General features: G+C 36.3%; 23 protein-coding genes. 11 read left to right on the forward strand and 12 right to left on the reverse strand.

The window, feature by feature from the left end; translation table 11 throughout:
• Positions 1–4: 4 nt before the first annotated feature.
• Positions 5–1,531: a trypsin-like peptidase domain-containing protein gene (locus RHP76_RS17195; RefSeq protein ID WP_062673528.1), complete on the reverse strand. Its 1,527-nt coding sequence runs from the start codon at positions 1,529–1,531 to the stop codon at positions 5–7.
• A 340-nt stretch (positions 1,532–1,871) separates the two neighbouring features.
• Between RHP76_RS17195 and RHP76_RS17200 the strand changes: the two genes are divergently transcribed.
• Genes RHP76_RS17200 through RHP76_RS17215 form a run of 4 tightly spaced genes read left to right on the forward strand, consistent with a single transcriptional unit; the run spans position 1,872 to position 5,347 of the window.
• Complete coding sequence (locus tag RHP76_RS17200; protein ID WP_120232570.1) at positions 1,872–3,233, forward strand: oxygen-dependent tRNA uridine(34) hydroxylase TrhO; 1,362 nt, start codon at positions 1,872–1,874, stop codon at positions 3,231–3,233.
• A 58-nt stretch (positions 3,234–3,291) separates the two neighbouring features.
• A complete protein-coding gene (locus tag RHP76_RS17205) occupies positions 3,292–4,536 on the forward strand; it encodes a peptidase U32 family protein (RefSeq protein ID WP_311228663.1) in 1,245 nt (414 codons plus the stop codon).
• On the forward strand, positions 4,536–4,766 hold the full coding sequence (locus RHP76_RS17210) for a ferredoxin (protein WP_062673534.1): 231 nt from the start codon (positions 4,536–4,538) through the stop codon (positions 4,764–4,766). The genes RHP76_RS17205 and RHP76_RS17210 overlap by 1 nt, the downstream gene beginning before the upstream one ends.
• A 53-nt stretch (positions 4,767–4,819) precedes the next feature.
• A complete protein-coding gene (locus tag RHP76_RS17215; protein WP_311228664.1) occupies positions 4,820–5,347 on the forward strand; it encodes a 5-formyltetrahydrofolate cyclo-ligase in 528 nt (175 codons plus the stop codon).
• On the opposite strand, the gene RHP76_RS17220 is transcribed toward RHP76_RS17215, so the two are convergent.
• Positions 5,296–5,877, reverse strand: a complete 582-nt coding sequence (locus tag RHP76_RS17220; RefSeq protein WP_062673539.1) for a hypothetical protein — start codon at positions 5,875–5,877, stop codon at positions 5,296–5,298. The two genes, RHP76_RS17215 and RHP76_RS17220, sit on opposite strands and share 52 nt — an antisense overlap.
• Positions 5,861–7,042, reverse strand: a complete 1,182-nt coding sequence (locus tag RHP76_RS17225; RefSeq protein WP_311228665.1) for a hypothetical protein — start codon at positions 7,040–7,042, stop codon at positions 5,861–5,863. Before RHP76_RS17225 ends, RHP76_RS17220 begins: the two co-directional genes overlap by 17 nt.
• A gap of 184 nt (positions 7,043–7,226) precedes the next feature.
• On the opposite strand from RHP76_RS17225, the gene RHP76_RS17230 reads away from it, so the two are divergent.
• Positions 7,227–7,556 carry a hypothetical protein gene (locus RHP76_RS17230; protein WP_034694620.1) on the forward strand — a complete coding sequence of 110 codons (330 nt, stop codon included), beginning with the start codon at positions 7,227–7,229 and terminating at the stop codon, positions 7,554–7,556.
• A gap of 122 nt (positions 7,557–7,678) precedes the next feature.
• Here the strand turns inward: RHP76_RS17230 and RHP76_RS17235 are convergent, their stop codons facing one another.
• From RHP76_RS17235 to rmuC, 4 genes are all read right to left on the reverse strand, one after another.
• Positions 7,679–8,446 carry a TrmH family RNA methyltransferase gene (locus RHP76_RS17235; RefSeq protein ID WP_311228666.1) on the reverse strand — a complete coding sequence of 256 codons (768 nt, stop codon included), beginning with the start codon at positions 8,444–8,446 and terminating at the stop codon, positions 7,679–7,681.
• 20 nt (positions 8,447–8,466) lie between these two features.
• A complete protein-coding gene (locus tag RHP76_RS17240; protein ID WP_311228667.1) occupies positions 8,467–9,258 on the reverse strand; it encodes a CPBP family glutamic-type intramembrane protease in 792 nt (263 codons plus the stop codon).
• Positions 9,259–9,348: 90 nt separating this feature from the next.
• On the reverse strand, positions 9,349–10,188 hold the full coding sequence (locus RHP76_RS17245; protein ID WP_216443413.1) for a LytTR family DNA-binding domain-containing protein: 840 nt from the start codon (positions 10,186–10,188) through the stop codon (positions 9,349–9,351).
• A gap of 10 nt (positions 10,189–10,198) precedes the next feature.
• Positions 10,199–11,704 carry a DNA recombination protein RmuC gene (rmuC, locus tag RHP76_RS17250; protein ID WP_120232577.1) on the reverse strand — a complete coding sequence of 502 codons (1,506 nt, stop codon included), beginning with the start codon at positions 11,702–11,704 and terminating at the stop codon, positions 10,199–10,201.
• 219 nt (positions 11,705–11,923) lie between these two features.
• On the opposite strand from rmuC, the gene RHP76_RS17255 reads away from it, so the two are divergent.
• The 5 genes from RHP76_RS17255 (at position 11,924) to RHP76_RS17275 (ending at position 19,603) form a co-directional block, all read left to right on the forward strand.
• Complete coding sequence (locus RHP76_RS17255; protein WP_062673551.1) at positions 11,924–12,598, forward strand: response regulator transcription factor; 675 nt, start codon at positions 11,924–11,926, stop codon at positions 12,596–12,598.
• Between the two features lie 2 nt (positions 12,599–12,600).
• Complete coding sequence (locus RHP76_RS17260; RefSeq protein WP_311228668.1) at positions 12,601–13,965, forward strand: sensor histidine kinase; 1,365 nt, start codon at positions 12,601–12,603, stop codon at positions 13,963–13,965.
• Between the two features lie 146 nt (positions 13,966–14,111).
• Positions 14,112–15,386, forward strand: a complete 1,275-nt coding sequence (locus RHP76_RS17265; protein ID WP_311228669.1) for a TolC family protein — start codon at positions 14,112–14,114, stop codon at positions 15,384–15,386.
• Between the two features lie 3 nt (positions 15,387–15,389).
• Positions 15,390–16,505: an efflux RND transporter periplasmic adaptor subunit gene (locus RHP76_RS17270; RefSeq protein ID WP_311228670.1), complete on the forward strand. Its 1,116-nt coding sequence runs from the start codon at positions 15,390–15,392 to the stop codon at positions 16,503–16,505.
• On the forward strand, positions 16,505–19,603 hold the full coding sequence (locus RHP76_RS17275; RefSeq protein ID WP_311228671.1) for an efflux RND transporter permease subunit: 3,099 nt from the start codon (positions 16,505–16,507) through the stop codon (positions 19,601–19,603). Before RHP76_RS17270 ends, RHP76_RS17275 begins: the two co-directional genes overlap by 1 nt.
• 59 nt (positions 19,604–19,662) lie before the next feature.
• On the opposite strand, the gene RHP76_RS17280 is transcribed toward RHP76_RS17275, so the two are convergent.
• Positions 19,663–20,418 (reverse strand): DUF5995 family protein, encoded by a 756-nt coding sequence (locus RHP76_RS17280; protein WP_280213380.1) that lies wholly within the window; start codon positions 20,416–20,418, stop codon positions 19,663–19,665.
• Positions 20,419–20,490: 72 nt separating this feature from the next.
• A complete protein-coding gene (locus RHP76_RS17285) occupies positions 20,491–20,745 on the reverse strand; it encodes a hypothetical protein (protein ID WP_062673570.1) in 255 nt (84 codons plus the stop codon).
• Between the two features lie 318 nt (positions 20,746–21,063).
• Between RHP76_RS17285 and RHP76_RS17290 the strand changes: the two genes are divergently transcribed.
• On the forward strand, positions 21,064–22,464 hold the full coding sequence (locus RHP76_RS17290; RefSeq protein WP_062673572.1) for an MAC/perforin domain-containing protein: 1,401 nt from the start codon (positions 21,064–21,066) through the stop codon (positions 22,462–22,464).
• Positions 22,465–22,608: 144 nt separating this feature from the next.
• On the opposite strand, the gene RHP76_RS17295 is transcribed toward RHP76_RS17290, so the two are convergent.
• From RHP76_RS17295 to RHP76_RS17305, 3 genes are all read right to left on the reverse strand, one after another.
• Positions 22,609–23,079: a YciI family protein gene (locus RHP76_RS17295; RefSeq protein WP_311228672.1), complete on the reverse strand. Its 471-nt coding sequence runs from the start codon at positions 23,077–23,079 to the stop codon at positions 22,609–22,611.
• Positions 23,080–23,206: 127 nt separating this feature from the next.
• Entirely contained in the window at positions 23,207–24,385 is a 1,179-nt protein-coding gene (pncB, locus tag RHP76_RS17300; protein ID WP_311228673.1) for a nicotinate phosphoribosyltransferase, read from the reverse strand.
• A 96-nt stretch (positions 24,386–24,481) separates the two neighbouring features.
• Positions 24,482–24,958 (reverse strand): Dps family protein, encoded by a 477-nt coding sequence (locus RHP76_RS17305; protein WP_062673577.1) that lies wholly within the window; start codon positions 24,956–24,958, stop codon positions 24,482–24,484.
• Between the last annotated feature and the right edge of the window lie 332 nt (positions 24,959–25,290).

Below are 25,290 nucleotides of genomic sequence, written 5' to 3' on the forward strand. Positions count from 1 at the left end.
CCGATTAAGGCATTTTGAATCCTTTGGTATAAATTCTTCCGTAATCATCCACGAATTTCACCTGTACATTCCCCTGATATTTCTCAAGGATCTTTTCTACGTCTTTCTGTGAATTGACAGGTTTACCATTGACTTCAATGATGATGTAGTTATCTACAATTCCGATTTTAGCCATTTCGCTGCCCTCAGATACGTTTTTAGCAACTACACCACTGTTCAGTCCGTATTCTGTTTTGAAACGCTCTGTAAGAGGGTCAAATTCTGCTCCGATTTTTTCAGTTACGGTAAGATCTGCTTTTGTTCTGGTAGAAGTACCTCCTTTTTGGTCTCTCAGTGTGACAGTAGTAGTGCCTTCTTTACCATTTCTTGAATACGTTACCTGAACTTTATCACCAGGACGTTTGCTTCCGATAGACATGGAAAGATCGGCAAAATCTGTGATGTCGTAGTTGTCTACTTTAGTGATTACATCTCCTTTTTTCAATCCTGCATCTTCAGCACCGCTGTTTTCACCAAATCCTGTAACATAAATTCCTGAACCTACTTTCAGATTTGTTTTAAACTGCTTGTTGTAAGATGCTACTAACTGATCATTTGAAAGATCTAAAGACTGAACTCCAAGGAATCCTCTCTGTACAATTCCGAATTTCTTGATATCCTCAACAATTTTTCTCGCCAGGTTAGAAGGAACGGCAAATCCGTATCCCTGGTAATATCCTGTGGTAGACTGAATCGCAGAATTGATCCCGATCAGTTCTCCATTGGTATTTACCAAAGCACCTCCTGAGTTACCCGGGTTAATAGCAGCATCCGTCTGGATGAAGCTTTCAATAGGATTAGCAGCTTTTCCCTGGCTTCCCAGGATTCCGATACCTCTTCCTTTAGCAGAAACAATACCTGCTGTTACCGTAGAGTTTAATCCTAATGGATTTCCTACTGCAAGAACCCATTGTCCTACATCAATATTGTCAGAATTCGCAAAATTCAGATAAGGAAGCCCTTTTTCTTCAATCTTTAATAAAGAGATATCTGTATTAGGGTCTGTTCCTACTAATGTTGCGATATATGATTTCTTGTTGCTTAGTACGACTTCCAGCTTATTAGCACCTGCTACCACGTGGTTGTTGGAAATGATATAACCGTCCGGAGAGATGATTACCCCTGAACCCATTCCCGATGGCATATTATCAGGAACCTGCTGCTTTTGTCTCTGCTGGCCTCTTCCACCGAAAGGATCTCCGAAGAAAAAGTCAAACAAATCCTGCTCTGAAGCTCTGCTTGATGTTCTGCTTTGATAATTTTTAATAGTTACTACAGCGGGAACGGTTGTTTTAGCCGCCTTTACAAAATCATCACCTACTGCTCCCGTATTCATTCCTGCGAATGAAGTATTGGGTGCTGCTGTTGTGAAATAAGATTGATCTCCATTGTTGGAGCCGTGTCCGAAATATTGTAAAGCTCCAACGGTAGTAGCTCCGGAAAGGACTCCAACTACTGCAAATGGTAATAGTTTTTTTAAAGTACTCTTCATTGTATATCTTTCTTGTTTATTAATTAATTTTCTTTTTATGTTTTTGAGTAAACAAATTTAATGTTAAATAAGTAAGCAATTAGTATGCTATGTTTCAATTTTAACTAAAATTTAACGGCTATTATATGATTTTGTGCCTTATGTCATAATTGTTAATGCCACAGTTAACAAAACTTAAAAAAAAATTAAAGAAAATATGGCAGACTTATCATACATAGTGATCTGATTTTCATTGCTGGCAGGTTACTGATTATTGTTCGTGATTGGTGTCATAAATATACTTAATTCTAAAATGATTATCTTTGCAAAAATTTTTATTCTCACTTAAAACGTTTATAGCATGCAACTGTATAACACCTTAAGCGCAGAAGAAAGAGCTCAACTTATTGATGAAGCCGGTAAAGACCGTCTTACCTTGTCTTTCTATGCGTATGCCAAAATCGAAGACCCCAAAAAATTTCGCGACGAATTATTTATAGCCTGGAATGCCCTTGATGCTCTTGGCCGTATTTATGTTGCTACAGAAGGAATTAATGCTCAGATGAGTGTTCCTGCAGATCAGTTTGAGGCTTTTCGTGATACGCTCGAAGTTTATGACTTCATGAAAGGAATCCGTTTGAATGTAGCGGTAGACCAGGACAATTACTCATTTTTAAAATTAACCATAAAAGTCAGAAACAAAATTGTTGCTGACGGTTTGAATGACGAAACTTTTGATGTGACCAATAAAGGAATTCACTTAAAAGCTCAGGAATTCAATAATATGCTGGAAGATCCCAATACCATTGTTGTAGATTTCAGAAATCACTACGAAAGTGAAGTAGGGCATTTTGAAGGTGCCATTACTCCGGATGTGGAAAATTTCAGAGAAAGTTTACCCATCATCAATGAACAGCTACAGGATTTTAAAGAAGATAAAAACCTGTTGATGTACTGTACCGGAGGAATCCGTTGTGAAAAAGCCAGTGCTTACTTCAAACACCAAGGTTTCAAAAATGTTTATCAATTGGAAGGAGGTATCATTGAATATACACGACAGATCAAAGAAGAAGGAATAAAAAGTAAATTCATTGGTAAAAACTTTGTATTTGACCACCGACTGGGGGAGAGAATTACAGATGATATTATTGCACAATGCCACCAGTGTGGAAAACCTTGTGATAATCATACCAATTGTGCCAATGATGCCTGTCATTTGTTGTTTATCCAATGCGACGACTGTAAAGCTGCGATGGAAAACTGCTGTTCTACGGAATGTCTGGAGACCATTCATTTGCCGTGGGATGAACAGGTGAAACTGAGAAAGGGATTACAGGTTGGAAATAAAGTATTCAGAAAAGGAAAATCAGATGCCCTGAAATTTAAAAACTCAGGAGATTTAACTGATAAGCCTTTAGCAAAAGCTGAGACAAAAAATATCCGTCAGAAGATTGCTGTTAAAAAAGAATTGATTGGAAAGGCAGAACATTACTACTCAAAATCAAAGATTGCACAGTTTTTAATTGAACATAAGGATTTATCAGTGGGTGATAAAGTATTGATCTCAGGTCCTACAACGGGAGAGCAGGAAGTCACCATTACTGAAATCTATGCTAACGGAGGGCCTTGTGAAACGGCAAACATTGGAGATCAGATTACTTTTGCGCTGCCATTCAGAGTTCGTTTGTCTGATAAATTGTACAGAATTGTGCAAAATGCATAATTCATAGCTGTCAATACAATTATTTCTGTTTTAACAACTTAATAATTCCAGACTTACAATGACAACAAGCGGAAAAATAGAACTGATGTCTCCTGCAGGAGATTTCATATCACTTCAGGCGGCTATAGATAACGGTGCAGACTCTGTCTATTTTGGAGTTGAGCAGCTCAACATGCGTGCAAGAGCAACAATGAACTTCACCATTGATGACCTGCCGGAAATCGCCAGAAGATGTGCTGAAAAAGGAGTAAGAACGTATCTGACCCTTAACACCATCATCTATGATCATGATCTTTCTATCGTCAGAACACTTTTAGATAAAGCGAAGGAGGCCGGTCTTACAGCTGTGATTGCAATGGACCAGGCTGTAATTTCTTATGCAAGGCAAATTGGTATGGAGGTGCATATTTCCACCCAGATTAATATAACCAATATTGAAACCGTAAAATTCTATGCTCTTTTTGCTGATACCATGGTGATGAGCCGTGAATTAAGTATCAGCCAGATCAAAAAAATCTGTACTCAGATTGAAAAAGATCAGGTAAAAGGACCTTCCGGTCATCTTGTTGAAGTGGAGATTTTCGGGCATGGTGCCTTATGTATGGCAGTATCCGGGAAATGTTATCTGAGCCTGCATTCCCATAATTCTTCGGCAAACAGAGGGGCCTGTAAACAGAACTGCCGGAAAAAATATACTGTGATTGATCAGGAGTCAGGTTTTGAAATTGAACTTGATAACGAATATATGATGTCTCCCAAAGACCTTTGTACGATTGGTTTCCTGAATCAGATTGTGGATGCCGGTGTGAAAGTCTTGAAGATAGAAGGAAGAGGAAGGGCTCCTGAGTATGTAGCAACAGTTACAAAATGTTATAGAGAAGCAATTGACAGTATTGCCGAGGGAACGTTTTCTCAGGAAAAAGTGGAGGAATGGATGAAAGTTCTGGAGACCGTATACAACAGAGGCTTCTGGAGTGGTTATTATCTTGGTCAGGAGCTGGGTGACTGGTCTTCAAACTCCGGTTCCAGTGCAACACAAAAGAAAGTCTATATTGGAAAAGGAAGGCATTTCTACCCGAAATCCAATATCGCAGAATTTGTGGTTGAGGCCTATGATATTTCTGTAGGAGACAGTGTCCTTATACAGGGACCCACTACAGGATCACAGGAAATGGTCATTGAAAGTATGATCGTTGATGAGAAGGCTGGGGCAGACAAGGCAACAAAGTCTGATGTGATTACTTTCCCTACGAAGTTCCGTGTACGGCCAAGTGACAAATTATATAAAATTGTTAAAGCGTAATGGTCATTGCTACACTTCAGAGAGATAAATGTATTGGTTGTAATTACTGTGTCGAATTTGCTCCGGAATATTTTAGAATGTCTAAAAAAGATGGTAAATCAGTATTGCTTAAGACGATTGATAAAAAAGGCTTCTACACGTTAAAAACACCAGACCACGAAGCGTTTGAATATTTGGAGAGAGCCGCCAACGCCTGTCCTGTGAAAATTATTTCTGTAAGAATTACTTGATCATTATGCTGAAAGCTGAGCTTAGAAAAAAATATACCCAAAAAAGGAAAGCCTTGTCTCCAGATGAGGCTTTTCTGTTATCTGAGAAGATTTTTGAAAATTTCATTCAATATTTTAAGCCAAAAGAAGAAGATAAGATTCATGTTTTTATCCCGATTCCGGCAAGAAAAGAAATTGATACCCAAATCTTCATTCAATATTTTTTAGCGCACAACATCCGTGTTTATGTTCCTAAAATTGTTGGGGATAAGCTTATTAATATTGAGATTTCTGAAGATACTGTTTTTGAAACCAACAATTGGGGGATCTCAGAACCTGTTTCCAATGAAGATTCCGGCGAAAAATACTTTCATTATGTGATTACGCCTTTGTTGTATTGCGACAAAAAAGGGAATAGAGTAGGCTATGGTAAAGGATTTTATGATAGCTTGTTTCAAAGTATATCTGAGGAGACCAAAAAAATCGGAGTCAATTACTTTGACCCCGATGAATATGTGGATGATGTCTGGGAAAAGGATATTCCCCTGGACTATTTGGTTACTGCTACTGAAGTGCTGTCTTTCTTAAGCGGTTTGGAATAAAAATCTAAAAAGTAAAATTTAAATTCTTTTTTAAGTTTGGAAGTAGAAAGCAGAATATACTGTGCATTCTTTTCAAAGCTCCCTAAAGACTTATTTTTATTATCAAAGTATTCCACATTGAACTTGGCGTAGTCCAGCGTATCTTTTTTATAAAACTCTTTATAGACATTCAGGTTGCTCACTTTAGCTGTTTTTGCTTTCATGCTGTCCAGTTCTTTCAGCAGCCTTTTAAACGTCAGAGAATCCGGTTTGTGGAAATAGCTTTCCATTTGTGAATAAATCACGGTATCTATTTCTGTATTTCTGTTTCCGCTGAGATATAAGGTAGACAGATCAAGAAGCTCCTGAACTTTCTGCTTGGTGATGGAATTAATCGCCTGCATACTATCCATCTGTACGGCAGGATAGCTTTTTTCATTGTTGCTGTTTCGTAGTTTATCGAGGTCGCTCACCTCTGATGTTTTATTATTACATGCAATAAATAAAGTCAGAAGCACGGTGAAAATTAAAAAATTACTTATTCTTTTCATCTGTGGTAGCAATTTTAAATTTGATGGATACAATTTTACCTTTGGTATCCTTTTTCATTTCTATTACATTCAGGTTTTTCAGAGAGGTCGTTGGAGTCGTTACCAGCGTGATATACTTCTGCTTATCCAGTCTTTCAATGCCATAAGTATCATTATCATATACCTGGTAGATCACGGCATTTGTGCTGATTAGGTTTTCCAGCTGGTTTCTCTTCTGCTTAATGAGTGCAACCTGTTCGTCAGGATTCCCTCCTTTGATATCTTTGATAGAGAAATAATAGACAGCCATCTTATAATCATCCGGCTTTAGTTCTATTTTTTCTTCTTCAGGGGCATTTTCAAGATTTCTGTTCACTTCCAGAGGCTCATAGAAAGGAGCACTGATTCGCATTTTTAAATTTTTATCCTTGGTAGAATAATAAAAACATTCGCCTGGTTTTATTTTATACATCAACGGAGATTCATTTTCCTTCACTACCATTATTTCTAAAGTATTGATCACAGAAACACCTCTGTCCTTATCAATGAAACAATATTTGTAAGTTTTTGAAAAAAGTACATCTTTAAAACCTAAAAGACCGGTAATCGTAATCAAAACTGAAGTGACAAGTGCCCAGGCATTCTTTTTGAAGAAATTTTTCTTAGGCGGAACATCTGAAATTTCTATCTCATTTGTTATTGTTTTGTTTTGTGTAATTTGTTGATTTTCAGTATTCGATTTTTGTAAATCAGTATTTTCTGGGGTCCTGATTTCAACTTTTTTAGGTTGAAGTTCAATTTTTGGAAGTTCAGGAGCTTCAGAAACTGTTTTTTCAAGTTCTTCGATATCTTCGTCTTCAAAATTTTCATTTTCCTGAAGTAATTCACCCGCAAAAAGATGCTGTTTCTTGAAATCGTACCATGAGTTGTAACCCGCATAAATGCTCAATAAATTGAGCATGTCTATTCTTGGTAGTTTAGTAACCGGTGAAGTTTTAAAATAAGTGTAAAATGACTTTTCACTGATGTTTCCTTTCGCTTTTTTTCGAAGGTCTTCCTGAAAATATATAATATCTATACCCTTCCACTTGGATATGTCATCCTGCGAAGGGGTATATTCTTTTAAGTATTGACCCTGAACATCCTTTTTTAGCTGTTCAAAGTGTAATAGATCTAAATCTGTCAATTTTTCAAAAAATAATTAAATTGTTGATTATCAGCTATGTTTTTTTGTAAAACTATTTTACAAAGGTATTACAATTATTTTTCATAGACAAATTTTCTAACTGCTCTACCTTTGTCTTGTTCAAATAACAGAACAGAAGAAAATTTTATAAAAACAATATTAACAAAATTAAATTTAATTTATTATGAAAAAGTCATTATTCGTAGCTGCTATCGCTGCAATCTCTCTAGTTGCTTGTAAAAAAACTGAAGCTACTGCTACTGAAGGTACAACTGATTCTGCTGCTGCTACTGTAGCTGATTCTGCTGCTGTAGTTTCTGATTCAGCTGCTAAAGTTGTTGATTCTGCTGCAACTACTGCTGTAGAAGCTACTAAAGATGCTGCTGCTGCTACTACTGCTGCTGGTGCTGAAGTTGCTAAAGATGCTGCTAAAGGTGCTGCTGACGCTGCTAAAGGAGCTGCTGATGCTGCTAAAGGAGCTGCTGATGCTGCTAAAGATGCTGCTAAGAAATAATTCTAGCATACGCTTAACAATAAAAGAACCGTTTCACCCAGTGAAACGGTTTTTTTATGCTTAGTCATAGCGAGCTAAAGGCGAAGCAATCTCTTTCATATCAAAATCAGATCAGGAATAGCTTATCCCTTCTTCTGTTTCAAAGATTCATAGCAGGTAATAGCTACTGCATTACTCAGGTTTAAAGAATCAATACTTCCTGCCATCGGAATTAAAGTATTTTTTCCTTTTCCAATCCAGAAATCACTCAATCCGGAATGTTCCGTCCCGAATAATACGGCAGAACGCTGTCTGAAATCTCTTTGATAAAGGTCTTCAGCACTTTCGTCCATCAGCGTAGTGTAGATATTGAAACTGTTTTTCTGCAGGAATTCCAATGTTTCCGTATTTTCAGCCTGATAGACTTCCATTCCGAACAGGCATCCTACACTGGATCTGATCACATTAGGGTTGTAGAAATCGGTTTTCCCGTCAGCAACAATCAGGGCATCAATACCAAATGCCTCACAGCTTCTTAAAATAGCGCCAAGATTTCCCGGTTTTTCTACGCCTTCTACAATGATTATTGTAGCATCTTCTTTAGGAACAAATGATGAAAGTGAATTTTCTTTGGTATGGTAAATGCCGATAATTCCTTCGGAACTTCCTCTGTAAGCGATTTTTTCATATACCTTCTCACTTACATAATGGATTTTTCCATCGGGAAGAGTTCCTTTAAAGATATTTTCAGAGATAAAGAACTCCAGCGGCTCAAAATCATACTGCATGGCTCTTTCATTTTCCTGCTGTCCTTCTACTACAAAAACTTTTGATTTTTTACGAAACCTGTTGTCAGTAAGAAGCTTAGTGACATTTTTTATTTTATCGTTTTGAAAACTTTCTATCAACATGCTGCAAAATTATGCAAAATTTATGATTGAACTTCTCTGGTTTTAATAAAAAGGTTTTTCCATGTCATCTCCATTGGAATTTTATTTTTTCTTTTATAATAGATAATGACTAAGATCAAGACGACAATGGATAACAATTTATAGAGGTTTCCATAGAAATTTCCGGAAACGTTTTCCGAAATATTAAAAATTTCCCAGTACAAATTCATAAAAAAATGAAGGAAAATGGCGGTCCATAAGTTATACTCTGATTCAAAATATGCCCAGGCAAAGAATATTGACCCTAAAAATGTAATGGTAAATATTTCGGTAAGTTCTATTAAGTTTTGGCTTTGATACAAATGTACCTGTGCAAAAAGTAAAGATCCTGATAATGCGGATGATAAAAATCCAAGTTGTGTAAATCTGTATAGTATTCCAATAAGAAAAGCTCTGAAAATAATTTCTTCAAAAAATGCTGATAAAAGAGTATTGATAAACAAGGATTCAAAATTTATTTTTGAGATTGGTTTAAAATGAATCAGGTATCCAATGAGCATAGGAGTAGTTCCGGTAAGTGCTAACAGAAATCCTTTGATAATGGGTTTGTTTAATGAGAACAGATCAAGGATATTTCTTTGAGGTAACAGAATTTTTAACGTGACTATCAATGGAATTAATGTTACCGAATAAGCAATTATATGGGCTATTGCTTTACTGTGAAACAGATCTTTTGAGAAAGTCTGTATGGTTTTAAAAAAGAGAAAATCGAAGAAATAATAGGCTGTAAACCCTAGAATAAAGATGGAAAAGAAGCGGATGTTTTTACTCATGTCTGTTAATTTTGAGCAAAAATGTAGCTTTAAATCAATGCTTTCAAGTTAATGTGATCAATGACAAAGAATAGTGACGAATGACAAAAATTATGAATGCTGCTGTTGCAATTGAGGAATAACTGAAGGAATAAAACTTCTTGAAACAGGAATTTCAAAATCGATTTCCGGAAGAACTAATTTATAACCCTGAGCATTTCCTTTGAGTTTCTTTACCCTTCCAAGATTGACAATATAAGAACGGTGGCATTTTTTGACAGAACTTGTTTCGATTTGTTGTAAAACATTGGTTAAACTTATTCTGATCAATGCTTTTTTTAAGCTGTTGTTTTCTAAAAAGTAAAATGTACAATAGTTTTCCATAGACTGAACGCAAAGAAAATCTTTTTTATTCATGACAAGCTCGGTATTCTGGGCTGATATTTTTAACAGATTTTGTCGTTCTGCAGGAGGCGAAACGGGAAGGTGTTGAGAAATGTCGCGGGCTTTCTTTTCATGAATAGTCTTTAAATAGATATACCGTGATAAAATATAGATGATAGAAATAGGAATTCCGACAGCCAAAGTATACAGGAACATATAAAAGTAATTGACTATATCCAGTTTTACATGGCTCAAGAATAATGAATTGTAAAAGTAGGATAGAATAGAACCCGTACATAGAATGAAAGTTATTTTTAAGAGTTCCGAACCAATATTCCAGTTGCTGAAACGGGAAGTTATAAGATTGGCCATTAAAAATGCAGTTCCAAAGATTATGCAATAGGGAAAAAGTAATACAAATTTATAGGGATGCTGAAAGTTTTCCGTACCAAAAGGCTGAAAAATAATCAGAAATAAATAAACAGCAGCTCCTGCTCCCAGTGAAGAAACAAAAATTTCTTTGAAAGATTCGGATTTGGGGTATGGATGTGCTGTAAATGAAAACATAAATCCAGATTTAGCTTTCTGATGTTTCAATAAAATTGCCGTTGTCAATAAGACTTTGTGGCAGCTCTTTTTTATTTTTAATGCCTAATGATTTTAATTTCTGAGTCTGGATCACCAGGTTGTCATTTCCGGTATGAAGCTGTTTGTAGGCATCATTGAATACGTTTTTCGCCTGATCCAGATTTCTGCCTACTTTTTCCAGGTTTTCTACAAAACCTACGAATTTGTCATAAAGTCTGGCTCCTCGATCAGCAATTTCAATAGAATTTCGGTTTTGATATTCGCGTTTCCAAAGATCGGCAATCAGCTTAAGAGAAGTGATCAGATTGCTTGGATTAAGCAGAAGGATTCTTCTTTCATAGGCATAGTTCCAAAGGTTCTGGTCTGCCTGCATTGCCGCAATATAAGCCGGTTCACTCGGAATAAACATCATCACGAAATCCAGTGATTTTCCATAGTCATCGTATGCTTTTTGACTGAGTTGATTAATATGATTCTTGATAGATCCGAGGTGCTGGCTCAGTTTTATGGCGTAAACATCAGCATCAGTTTCGTCAACCAATTCTGTGAAAGCAGTCAGAGATACTTTAGAATCAATGATGACATTTCTTTCATCCGGGTATTTTACAACAGCATCAGGACGCATTTTCTTTCCGGAGAATTCAGAAAATAAAGCTTTATTGTCTTCATCGCGCAATTCATGTTCGAGAAAATATTCTCTTCCTTTTACCAATCCTGATTTTTCAAGAATACTTTCCAGAATCATCTCGCCCCAGTTTCCCTGAGTTTTGCTTTCTCCTTTCAGGGCACGGGTCAGTTTTTTGGCATCTTCGGAAATCTGCTGGTTCAGTTCTGCCAGTTCTTTCACCTTTTCTGCAAGGGAGAAACGTTCTTTATTTTCCTTTTCGTAAGCTTCGTTGACTCTATTTTTTAAATCCGCGATTTTCTCCTGAAAAGGTTCAAGGATATTTTTTAAGTTATTTTGATTTAAGGTAGTAAACTTTTCAGTTTTTTCTTCTAAAATTTTATTGGCAAGATTTTCAAACTGAAGTTTAGAATCTTCCTGAATTTTAACAATTTCTTCTTTCTGGGTGTCAAGAGATTGTTGAAGACCTTCATTTTTGGCAGAAAGTTCAGAGTTTTTAGCATAAAGAGTCTGTTTTTCAAGAATGTGAGTTTCTATCTGAGAAGTCTGTCTCTGATTGATTTGTTTTAACTCCTGAAACTGAAGATTTAAGGATGAATATTCGGCAGAGATTTTAGAAAATTCATTTTTAAGGTCATCCAATAGATCCTGCTGCAGCATATTGGCTTCTTTCTCTTTACTGATGATTTGATTAAGCTCCTGAATTTTCTGGTTTGAATTTTCAAGATCAGATTGGGTTTTAATGGATAAAGTGTTCAGTGCATCATAAGAACTTCTTGAAACCATTGATGATTTCAGTACAAAATATAGTATAACAGCGCCCAGTACACCACCGGCAATCAATCCAATAATTAAATATATCATCTCCATCTTCCAAAATTATGAAAAAAGGTCGGAAGCTGGAAGCGGGATGTTGGAAGTTCCTTTTGGACAGATAAGAACTGACTTTTTTTACAATTAAATTCAATTTTTTTAAAGGGAAATAAAATGGAAACAATCGCTTTATAAAATTCCATTACCTCTCGCTTCCGGCCCCCAGCTTTCTTTCTGAATTAGAATACCTATATTTATGGGAAATTTCAGAGACTTATGAATATTTTGCTGGTAGAAGATGATCAAAGAATCAGTAATTTCCTGATAAAAGGCCTTTCCGAGGCTGGCTATAATACAACCCTGGCAGATTCCGGGGAAAAGGCACGCGAACTTCTTCATACCTATGATTTTGATATTATTTTAATGGACATCATGCTTCCCGGACTGGATGGAATGCAGCTTACCCAGATCATCAGATTTAAAGGAAACTATACTCCGATTTTGGTTTTAAGTGCCCTGAACAGTCCTGATGATAAAATCAAAATGCTCGATATGGGTGCTGATGATTATTTATCCAAACCCTTCCATTTTGAAGAATTGATTTCAAGGATTAAAGCTTTAACCAGAAGAAATAAAATGAGCTACCAAAAGGAGGATCAATATTTATCATGCGGAAATATTGTGATTGATACAGATCTTCATAAAGTAACTCAGAATGATAAGGAAATAGAATTTTCCCCTACGGAATACAAACTGTTTACTTTTCTGATGGAGAATAAAAATAAAGTGTTGAGCAGAACCCAGATTTTGCATAAGGTATGGGGAATTGATTTCGATAATACAACGAATGTAGTGGATGTTTATATTTCCTATGTCCGTAATAAGATTGATGAGACAGAACAGAAAATTATTCATACAGTAAAAGGAACCGGATATTTGATCAAAGACTGAAGATGACGCTAAGAAGTAGATTTACCCTTATTTCAAGCCTCTCATTTGGCATCGTTTCTATCATCACATCTGCGGTGATATTTTTTGCCTATTATGACAGTACCAAGATTTTCTATTTTGAAAAGCTCAGAAATACGGCTCTTATCTCTGCTATTTATTATCTTGAAAAGGATGAACTCCCGAAAGACCGACATGCCCAGATTAAAAAAGAATACAACCATCTGATTCAGAATAACAGGGTAGCGGTTTATAATCAGAATAATGAAGTTACCTTTGGACATAACCTGAACGATAAGAATATAAAGCTTTCCCATTTGCAGGCTGTCCGAAAAAACAAAGGAATACAGTTTATGTCTGATAATCAATTCTACTACGGAATTTTTTATCCTGATAACCAAGGTGACTTTGTGGTTTTTGTGAAGTCTTCCAACGATTCTTTCCAGTCGCAGATTCTGAGGCTTGCTATTATCATGCTTTCCGTATTGTTGATCGGGCTTCTCGCAATCTATTTTCTGAGCAGATACCTTTCTAAAGTAGTTTATAAACCTATCTCCAATGTAGTAGAACGGATCAATAAAGTAGAGTATAATAACATTTCTACGGCAATTATTACTTCTACCAATACCAATGACGAGATTGAAGATTTGATAAAGTCCTATAATAAACTGTTGGGCAGAATCTCTGAAAATGTACTCTTGCAGCAGAACTTTATCAATTATGTTTCCCATGAATTCAAAACACCTTTAGCAGCGATTTCTGGAAATCTGGAGGTGTTTGCCCAAAAAGACCGTACACCGGAAGAATACAGGGAAGTGGCTAAAGAGTCATTGGAAAATGTATATGAGATTGAAAATATTCTCAACAATCTTTTACTGATGTCCGGAATGACAAAGCTTGAGTCTTCTCACAAACCGATGAGAGTGGATGAACTGGTCTGGAAGATTTATGAGAAATTAGAACCCAAAGCAAAGGAAGGCCATTCATCCATTAAAATACAGCTTAAGGTAACGAAACCTGCTTTGCTGGAATTTCCCGGAAATGAAACTCTGCTGTATCTGGCATTATATAATATTGTAGAAAACGCGATCAAATATTCCTTTGATAAACCTGTAGTGATTACCTTATCAGAAAAGGGCAATCAGTTATATATCGAGGTCAGAGATGAAGGAAGAGGAATTCCGGCTGATGATCTTGTGAAAATATCTGAGACTTTCTACAGAGGAAAAAATGTAGATACTGTAAAAGGCAGCGGAATTGGTTTATCGCTTTCAAAAAGTATTTTTGACCATCATCATATAGTGATGAAAATTGATTCTACGGTCAATGTGGGAACCAATGTTCTCCTGGAATTTCCTGCCCATTCGTAATCGTGTTATTTGTGAAAAGATTTGTGTTTTTCGTGTTTTAAAAAAGTTCTAATCAAACTCTAATGTTGAACTAACCGAATTTTAATTTTCTTTACAATTCCCTCTAATCTTAGACAAATAGCTTTGTGGTCTTAAAATAAGAGACTTTGAAGAAGCTATTTTTTACCCTATTTTATATTCATTGTTTCAGTTTCTTTTCAGCACAGATTTCAGATACCCTGAAAGTTGGAAGAAAGGAAGCTGAAACTATCTTTTTGGCTAAAAACCTTGACCTTATTGCTCAGAAGCTTGAAATTTCACAAGCAGAAGCAAGAGCTGTTCAGGCTAAATACTGGCCTAACCCTACATTGAGTATCAGTGAAGTCAATCTATGGAGAACTTATGACATAGAAGAACAGCCGGCATTGATCAGAAACTGGGGAAAAAATACTCAGATTTCTGCGGAAATAGAACAGGTGATTCAGACTGCGGGTAAAAGACGAAAAAATATTGAGCTCCAGAAAATAGAAGTGGAAGGAGAGAAGTATGAGTTACAGGAAGTTTTACGTGAACTTAAAAAAACACTCAGAAATACCATTACCGAAATTCTTTACAATCAGGAACAGCAAAAAATCTATCAAGGGCAAATTACTTCCATTGAGAAATTAACGAAATCCTACAATAATCAATTAAACCTCGGGAATATCAGTAAAGCTGAATATGTCCGCTTAAAAGCACAGGAAATTGAATTCAAGAAGAAGCTGATTTCATTAAAACAGGAAATCGAAGATCAGCAGGTAGAGCTTAAAGCCTTATTGATGCTGCCTTCTCAATCTTACCTGGTGATAACAGATTCATTTGTGATGCCTGAAAAACAACTTTCTGAGTTGGAAGTGAGCCAATGGATAGACAAGGCAAAAGAAAACCGCCCCGATATTATGATCTCGAAAAATAAAGAGAAACATGCTGCAAAAAACCTGGAACTTCAAAATGCCATGAAAACTCCTGACGTTGCTGTTTCTATAGGATACGACCGTGGAGGAAATATCATGAAAGACTTTATAGGATTAGGGGTTTCTATGGATCTTCCCATTTTCGACCGTAATAAAGGGAATATCCAGGAAGCAAGGCTTGAGATTGAGAAAAGCAAACTGGAGACCCGTAAAAATATACTGAAATCTGAGAATGAAATTGTCTCTGTTTTCAGAAATTATATCAGAACACAGCAGGTTTCAGAAGAGATTGATGGCAATTACGAATCTACTCTGGACGGTTTGTTAGTAAGCCACGAGAAAAATTTCAGACTAAGAAATATCAGTATGCTTGAGTATATGGATTTTCTGGATACCTACATCGGAAATAAAATGATCATCCTGGATACTAAAAAAGAATTGAACCAATACTACGAAAACCTGCAGTATGTTGTAGGACAAGATTTATAAGATATGAACAAAAATATTACTAAATACACCGCTGCAGCTTACCTGTCTGCCCTCATCATTTTTACAGGCTGTGCCGGAAAACAGGAAAATAAAGAAGCTGAAAAAAGTTATTGCATCAGTAAAGAACTTAAAAAAGATATTAAACTGGCAAAAGCAGAACTGCTTCCCATAGAAGAAAGTATTACGCTTACCGGGGAAGTGGAAAGCAATTCTGATAAAACGGTTCCTTTTGTAAGTCTTGTAGACGGAGTCGTGATGGATACCTATTTCTCACTTGGTGATTATGTAAAAAAAGGACAAACGTTGGCAAGCGTAAAGAGTACAGCTGTGAATGAAATGCAGGATGATACACATACCTTGCAGGCTCAGCTGGCCGTTGCGAAAAGAAGGTTGTCTTCTGTAGAAGCCATGTATAAAGATGACATTGCCTCTCAGAAGGATTTGCAGGAAGCACGTTCCGAAGTAGCCATCTTGCAATCCAATATTTCTAAAACACAGAAAAATATGCAGCTGTATTCCGCAGGAGGAAATACCATTCAGATAAAAGCTCCGGCAGATGGATATGTGATTTCAAAGAATATTTCCAAAGGAATGCCTGTTACTGCGGGAGGAGATCAACTGTTTACCATTTCCAATCTGGATAAAGTATGGGTAATGGCCAATGTGTATGCTACCAACATGAGGCATGTTTATGTGGATCAGCCGGTAGTGGTAAAAACGCTTGCCTATCCTGATGACAGTTTCTCCGGAAAGATCAATACGATTTCCCAGGTTTTCAATGAAAACGAAAGGGTACTCAAAGCCAAAATCATCATGGATAATAATGGAATGAAACTGAGACCGGGAATGTCTGCAGATGTTGTATTGCCAGTTAATTCACAAAACAAAAGCGCACTGGCTATTCCAGCAAAGGCTTTAATCTTTGATAATAACCAAAGCTATGTAGTGGTTTATAAGAAAGACTGTGAACTGGAGATCAGACCCGTAACAGAGATTGCTTCCAACAGCCAGTATATTTATGTAGAAGGAAATTTAAAACCAGGTGAAAACGTCATTGCTTCCAACGGACTATTGATTTATGAGAACCTGAAAAACCAATTAAATAATTCCACGAAGTAATGCGAAAATTTGTACAGAATATAGTTTCCTTCTCATTAAAAAACTCACTGATTGTTCTTTTGGGAACTTTTCTTTTGCTGGCCGGAGGAATCTATTCCTATATGCATACACCTATTGAAGCATTTCCGGATGTTACCAATACAAGGGTACGAGTTATTACCCAATGGCCGGGGAGAAGTGCTGAGGAAATTGAAAAATTCGTCACCTTACCCATTTCCAAAGAAATGAATGCTATCCCGAATAAAACTTCGGTACGTTCTATTTCTTTATTCGGATTGTCTGTGGTGACAGTTATTTTTGATGATCATGTGAATGATTTTTATGCCCAGCAGTATGCTTCCAATAAACTGGGAAATGTAGAGCTGCCTACCGGAGCAGAATATAGTATTGAGCCTCCTTCAGGAGCTACCGGTGAAATTTACAGATATATTATCAAGAGTAAACTGCCGATCAAAGAAGTAACCGCTATTCAGGATTGGGTAGTGGAAAGAGAATTGCTTGCCGTCCCTGGTGTGGCAGATGTGGTAAGCTTTGGTGGAGAAGAAAAAATCTATGAAATAAAAATTAATCCTACGGAATTACACAATTACGACCTTTCCCCCCTGGATGTGTATGAAGCGGTTTCGAAGAGTAATATCAATGTAGGAGGAGATGTAGTGGCAAAAGGTGATCAGGCTTATGTAGTGCGGGGGATCGGTCTTTTGGAGAAAAAAGAAGATATAGAGAATATTCAGATCGAGGTCAAAGGTTCTACCCCTATTTTGGTGAAACACGTAGCGGAAGTAAAAGTTTCTGCAAAACCTAGATTAGGGCAGGTAGGATACAACAAAGACAATGATGTTGTAGAAGGAATTGTGATCATGCTTCGAGGGGAAAACCCAAGTGAAGTCATTGCAAGACTGAAAGACAGAATAGAAGAACTGAATGGGGGAGAATTGCCAGGTGATGTTCAGATTGTTCCCATCATTGACCGTACAGAACTTGTAAATACAACGGTTCATACCGTGTCCAAAAACCTCATTGAAGGAGTTATTCTCGTTTCCATTATTGTGTTTATTTTCCTTTACAACTGGAGAACAACCTTTATTGTAGCATCAGTTATTCCTCTGGCTTTCCTGTTTGCTATTATTATGTTGAAAATTCAGGGTCTGCCGGCCAACCTGATTTCCATGGGAGCACTGGACTTTGGGCTGCTTTTGGAAGGAACACTGGTTATTGTCGAACACGTCTTTGTCGCCCTTGAACTTAAAGCGAAAAAGATTGGACTGCGGAGATTTAACAAAATTTCAAAACTGGGAATCATCAAGAAAAGCGCAGGAAGTGTAGCAAGTTATATTTTCTTTGCCCTGTTGATTCTGATCGTTGCCCTGATGCCGATTTTCTCTTTCCAGAAAGTTGAAGGAAAAATGTTCTCACCATTAGCATTTACTCTTGGGTATGCATTATTAGGATCATTGATTTTAAGTTTGACCTACGTTCCGGCAATGTGTAAACTGCTATTGACAAAAAATATTGAAGAGAAAGAAAACTTTATTTCAAGATTCTTCAGAGTTAATATCTACAGAATCTACGAGTTCAGTGACCGCCACAAAAAAGGATTCATTGTTGGTTTCGTTGCTTTGCTTGCCGTGTGTGGATGGAGATTTTCCAATTATGGATCTGAGTTTTTGCCCAAACTGAATGAAGGTGCAATTTATGTAAGAGCGACCCTTCCCAACAGTGTCAATCTGGATGAATCTGTAAGGTTAACTAAAGAGATGAAGGAGATTCTCATGAAGTATGATGAAGTAAAATTTGTCATGACCCAGACAGGTCGTCCTAATGATGGAACCGATCCCACCGGATTTTTCAATATCGAATTTAATATTCAGCTGAAGCCAGAAAATGAATGGAAGAAAAAAATATCCAAAGAAGAACTTCTTGAAGAAATGAGAATCTCCCTTGAGAAATTTCCGGGTATCAATTTTGGATTCAGCCAGCCGATACAGGATAATGTGGAAGAATATGTAGCAGGAGTAAAAGCTCCGTTGGTCATTAAAATTTTTGGAAATGACTTATTTGAGCTGGAAAATTACGCCAATAAAGTAGCTAATTCGATCAGAACAGTTCCGGGAATATCGGACGTCAATGTTTTCAAAAATATCGGACTTCCGGAATTGAGAATACAGCTTCACGATTCCAAAATGGCAAAATATGGTGTCTCCACAGCAGATGCACAGGCCGTCATCGAAATGACCATCGGAGGGCAGGCCGCTACCAAGTTTTATGAACAGGAGAGAATGTTTGACGTAATGCTCAGGTTTGAAAAAGATTACAGAGATACGCCTGAAAAAATGGGAAATATTTTGATCCCGACTCAGGACAATAAAAAAGTTCCGCTGAAAGAAATTGCAACCATTGATTATCATACCGGACCATCATTTATTTACCGTGAAGGAAACAGCAGATATATCGGAGTCGGATTTAATATTGAAGGACGCGATCTGGGAAGTACCATTAAAGAAGCCAAAGCGAAAGTAGATAAAGAAGTGAAGCTTCCGAAAAAGCATAAAATGACGTGGGCCGGAGAATTTGAAAGTAAAGAAAGAGCCGCAAAACAGCTGGCTATGGTAGTACCGATTTCTTTAGTTCTTATTCTGATGCTGTTGTACTTTAATTTCGGAAATATAAAAGATACGCTGATTTCATCCATTACACTCGCATTTGCATTTATCGGAGGATTCTTATCTCTTTGGTTTACGGGAACCATCTTCGGAATTTCAGCGGGAATCGGTTTCATTATCCTTTTCGGAGTGGCAACCATAGACGGTATTGTTCTGATCGGGGTTATGAAAGAAAACCTACAAAACAGGATGTCCCTCAAAGAATCCATAGCTCAGGGAGTGAAAAGCAGAATACGTCCGGTGGTGATGATTGCCCTGATGGGATCTATGGGACTTCTTCCGGCAGCTATGTCAAACGGAATGGGATCAGAAATTCAGAAGCCTTTAGCCATTATGATTGTAGGTGGATTGATCGTCTGTATGCTGCTGTCATTTACAATTCTACCTATCATTTTCCATTATGCCTACCGTAAAAAGCATAAGGAAGCAATATAGTTTCTTTTATTTTGTTCATTATGAGGCCGGGATCCGTGAGGAAGATCCCGGCCTTTTTATTAGGAGTTTTTTGTAGATTCTAAAATCTCAATATTTTTTACCACATCACTGCTTTCACATTTTTTTAATTCTTTTAAAAGAGCAGGAGTGAGGATCTTCGGATTCAGAATTTGGGTGGCAACTTTAGCGGCTGCGTAATCAACAATACCGATCACAGATTCTCTTAGGAAATTTGGAGTGTTGGAAGCGATAACTGCTGTTGCCCAGGAAGTATCTCTTGCTTTGGATATGGCAAAGTCAAGGACAGCATTATCTTTTCCATTAGAAAGTTTGTCCACAAGATCCACAGGATAACAGATTTTGTTTAAAGAATCCTGTACGTTCTGATTAATGGAAGCAATAACAGTATTAATGTTCTCAAAATCCTTTTTCAAGGGGTTTATTTTCCGGTAAGGCATTATGGTGGCTGCAGAAATACCCAGATCCAGATTGATGTGTGCATTCATCCCAAGAAAAATATGCTGTAATATCAAAAGATTCCTGTTTTTAGCAGCTTCAAAAGCGATGTACCATGAGTTGGTGCATCTTTCATGTTTACTGTAGCTGTCCCATGCCTGAAGATATCTTTGTGCAAAAGCAATATCAAGCAATGTCATTCTGGGATTATCTTCAAATTTTTTCTGCTGAATTCCTTTCAGAACCTGTGCGGTCATGATTCTGTAGGTACAGGCAAAATATCCTGCCGGACTCTTGTTTTCTTTACACCAGATAATAATTTCATCCAGTTTTTTCAGAACTTCCTCAATGGTTTTCATGATAGTTTTTTGTTATTTAAAGATACTAAAAAAGTGAGCCGCAAAGCTCACTTTATGTATGGTTCATTCTGATTATGGGGTGATGATAACCGGATCGGTGATGATAATCGGATCTGGAAAAGGTTCAAGAATCAGTGGCTTGCACATGGCAGCCGGTTGGCAGGTTCCTCCCATGCATATAAAATTGGTCATAGTGGTAGTGCCGTCAGGACATCTGATCATGCCTTCACCATGGCATCCGCCCGGACATTCTGCCGGATACAGGGTTCCTCCAAATACATCTTTCAGTTCTGTTCTCGAAAGTTTTGTGATGCTTAATTTTTTCATGAGTTTAATTTTTAATTATGGTATTGGTTTGTTGTAACCCGCTCAACATTAATAGAGTGAGTTGAGTTGCTGATTAGCTAAAATAATTAAATTAATTCATTGATAAAAGTAATATGTTTTGAATTTTTCATTTTATTTCATAGGTAATCATTTGAAATAAAACAGATTGTGTCTTAAATGATGTACTTATTTCTATATCAAGAGATATAAATTATTGTTGTTTTCTATTGTTAATTGTTTATTAATTCCCTTATTCATGATTTATGTCATTCTGGTTTTGAATGCAAAGAATTAAGTTTGTGCACTTAAAATAAAAATATGAAAAAACTAAGTTTCTTTTTTACCAGTATTGTTTTGCTGTTTTTAACATCTTGCTCTACTGAAGAATTTGAAAATTCTAACCAAAATGAAAACTCAAAAAAAAGCTCAGGGAGAAATTTTGCTAAATTTGCTGGTGATGGCGCTTATGATATCTTAGGATATGGTTATAACGCAACAGGAGAATATGCAAATTCGAACTCCTCAGGATATCAGGTAATTGATCTTGAAAAGTTCAAAAACGAACAGGCCGGAAGATTGATTACTGATAATGTCTTTTCTCAGGAATATCTTGAAGAATATGGTGAAAATGCAGAAGCGTATTCAAAAATGGTATCTACGAAAGTAGGAGCAACAGCAGGATTCTCTTTATTTAAAAAGCTCATTTCGGTTACTTTTAGTTCTTCTGTGAGCAACACGACGACCAATAAATTTGATGCTAAATATATTTATGGAAGCTATAACCTTTTAATTAAACAAAGAAGATTCAGATTTAATGCTACCCCTGCTTTACTATCAGATTATTTGACTCCGGAGTTTTCCAGTGATCTACAGAACAACAGCCCTGCACAGATTGTAAACGATTATGGAACCCATGTTGCGGTAGATATTTATACCGGTGCTAAGCTAGATGTAATGTTTCAATCCGAAACAACGAATCAAAGCCGTGAAAAAGCTGCCAGAGTAGGGGTTAAAGTAGGTGTAAAAAGTATTTTTGATGCCAATGTTGATAATGACGTAGATACTTCAGAATCCAATAAAAACTTTTCAAGAAAACTATCCTTTAAAACAAGAGGAGGAGATCCGTCTAAGAGTTTGGTAGGAGAGTTAAACCTTGATCAGGCGAATCCTAAAATTAATATTTCCAGCTGGCAGAACAGTTCAACACCAACGAATGCGGTATTGGTAGAATTTGGAAGCAATGGTTTGATCCCTCTTTATGAATTTATTAAAGATCCAGTAAAGAAAGCTCAATTGAAAGCTTATATCGATCAATATTTAATTGATAATCAGGTGAAATTAGATTATACCAATACGGCAAACCTTGTCAATGGTAATTTTGTTAGAAATCCTGCGACCAACCAGATCTTTTTTATGTTTGAAAACAAACTGAGATATATCCAAAGCCCTATGACCCTTTATGGATTATTTAATATTACCAGTGGTGAAATCGCTACGGTGAGCCCAAGCAATTTATCTACAGTGGAACGTGGAGCAGATTTAACACCTGATAATGATCTCAAACAGGATAATTATACCAATAAGATTTATATGAGAGAAGGTAATACTTTAAGATATATTCCAAATATTGGTATTTATAATAAATATAGATTTAATAACAATGCAGTTAAAAAAATAAATGGTACTAGTGGTTATACAATAGGTAGCGATATTTTTTAATTTAAAATTATAACTGTAAAAAGAGACTGTCACACCAGACAGTCTCTTTTTATTTCTCAAATGTTTGTGGATAATTATTTGAATGCAGACGGAATATTTTATGTGTTTATTCCAGGAAAGAAGTTAATTCTTTTCCTGCTTTATTTAAGGATTTTCTTTCGAGATTTCATCGTGATGTTTAAGATACAAAGGCAGCGCTGCAGAACCATACCAAGGGAAAATTTCATAGCTGAATACACCAGCCTGAACTGCAGGATCTGTTTTTACCCACTGCTCGGCTTCTTCCTTAGATTGGGTGTTGAAAATAAACATACCGCGGTAGTTTTCCTTATTCTTTTCAAGAAAAGGTCCGGCAACAACAATTTTGCCTTCATTGGCAAGTTTACCGATATTAGACATATGCCCTTTCATAAGTTCACCCATTTTAGCTTTGTCTTCAATTTTAGTAGTACCTGTTGTCAGCATAACAATCGTATAAGGTTTCATCCCATATTTGTCAGCTCCTAAAGAAGTGGCCAATTCCTGATTATATTTAGATTTTTCTGCTTTCTTTTCCTGAGCAAAAGAAAATGCTGAAAGAAAGAGACCTGCAAGTAGTAGTATTCTTGATTTCATCTTGTTTTTATTTTGATAAATATAATAAATCCTCACAGATTTCCGAAAACTGAATTTCAAATGTCACTATGAAACAAAAAAACCTCGATGATTTCGAGGCTTATATCTAATTGTTCTGATGAGGTTACTAATTTTTTATTCTTAAAAATTCTTTCGCCAGTTCGATCATCTTTGGATCTCCGGTATATTTACCATGCTCATCGGAAAGTTTTACTGTAGGAATCCATTCTTTATTAGAAGCCTGTACACCAATAAGTTTCATTACAATATTCATGGGTTTCAATCCCACATCATTGGTAAGGTTGGTGCCGATTCCGAATGAGATGCCAATTTTTCCTCTGCAATAATTGGTAATTTCCTCTACTTTTTCAAGATTTAATGCATCTGAAAAAATAATATATTTAAACATAGGATTGATTCCATTTCTTTGATAGTGGGCAATGGTTTTATCTGCAAATTCCAGAGCATCTCCACTGTCATGACGAACGCCATCGAAAAGCTTTGCAAATTTTTTGTCGAACTGCTGGAAAAATACATCTGTGGTATAAGTATCAGACAAAGCTACTCCAAGATCTCCCCTGTAAACATCTACCCAGTGTTCCAGCGCCAACTCATTGGCCATTTTGAATCCATATTCGGCAGCATGAAACATAAACCATTCATGAGCATGCGTTCCAATAGGTTTTACACCGTATTTCATCGCAAAATGTACGTTTGAACTTCCGATAAAAGTAGACTCTTTTTTCTGGGTTAAAGCTTCCATCACCAGATTTTGTACCTTATAAGAGTGTCTTCTTCTCGTCCCAAATTCTGCAAATGTTACTCCAAGTCTGCCCAAGGAGTCAGCCTTTTCGATTGTTTTGCTCATTACCACCTCGTTGGAATCTCTTTCCATGTGGTTCATTTCATAATGCAGTTCACTGATCAATGCCAGCAGTGGAACTTCCCAAAGAATCGTTCTGTACCAAAGCCCTTCAACAATGACAGAAAGATCACCTCCTTCCTGATGGATTTTTACTTCAGAAGGATCATAGTGATAACCTTCTAAAAAATCAAGATAGGGCAAATCTATATAAGGACATGTTCTTGCCATGAACTTTTTTTCATCTTTTGTAAGTTTAAGTTCAGCCATTTTATTGACAGCTTCTCTTAAAGCAGCGTCAAACCCTTCCGGAAAGTGGTGTTTTCCCCTGTTGATAAATTCGTATTTTACGATAGAACTCGGGAATAGCTTTACCACAGCATTCTGCATGGTTATTTTATAGAAATCATTATCAAGGATAGAGTTTAATCTGACGTCGCTCATAATATGTGTAATTTTAACACAAATATAAAAATAAAAAATAAAATCGCCTAAATGTAAGGCGATTTTTTTGAAATATTTCCATGCTTATGGATGGAGTTATTTTCCAAGATAAGAATTGTACATCCAAACTTCTTTCTCCTGCTCGGTGATATAGTCGCTCATCTGCGAATTTGTACCTTCGTCTCCTGCTTTATCTGTAATATCTAAAAGTTCTCTCTGCAGGTCAATTACTACTTTGAATGAACTTAGAATTTGCTCAACACTTTTGGTACCATCAGTTACTTCTTTGCTTTCCTTAATGGTTGCTACCTTTAAGTAATCTGAATAGTTATGTGCAGGTGTAGCTCCTAACGTAAGGATTCTTTCTGCAATCTCATCAATTTTTAAGACCAGGCTATTGTATAATTCCTCAAACTTTGGGTGAAGGGTGAAAAACTGATCACCTTTAATATTCCAGTGAGAACCTCTTGTGTTCTGGTAGAATACTGAATAGTTAGCTAATAGTACATTTAATTTTTCTGAGATGTTTTTACAATCGGCTTCTTTAAGACCGATAATACTTGCGTTTTTCATATGTATATATTTATTTTTAAAATGTGATACAATCACCACTTCGGTTCAGTAGAGTATGAAGCTTTTTTTATGATGACTGATTTGTTTATCATTTGTATATCCCAAATTTACGAAATATCGTGCCGAACTCCACTGATTATTAATAGATCATAACTATAAGAAAGTTTTTAAATATAGTTTGGATATATCTTGTAAGGAATTATGATTCTACTATGGATGAAAATTTTATAAATTCATAATTATTTAATACACATTTTTTAAACTTGAAAAAAGATTCTTTTCTATCTCTTTTCCTCGTATATATTATATTTCTTTGAATGTTATATCGAAAC

It is taken from the genome of Chryseobacterium sp. SG20098 (assembly GCF_031844745.1).
Classification (GTDB): domain Bacteria; phylum Bacteroidota; class Bacteroidia; order Flavobacteriales; family Weeksellaceae; genus Chryseobacterium; species Chryseobacterium cucumeris.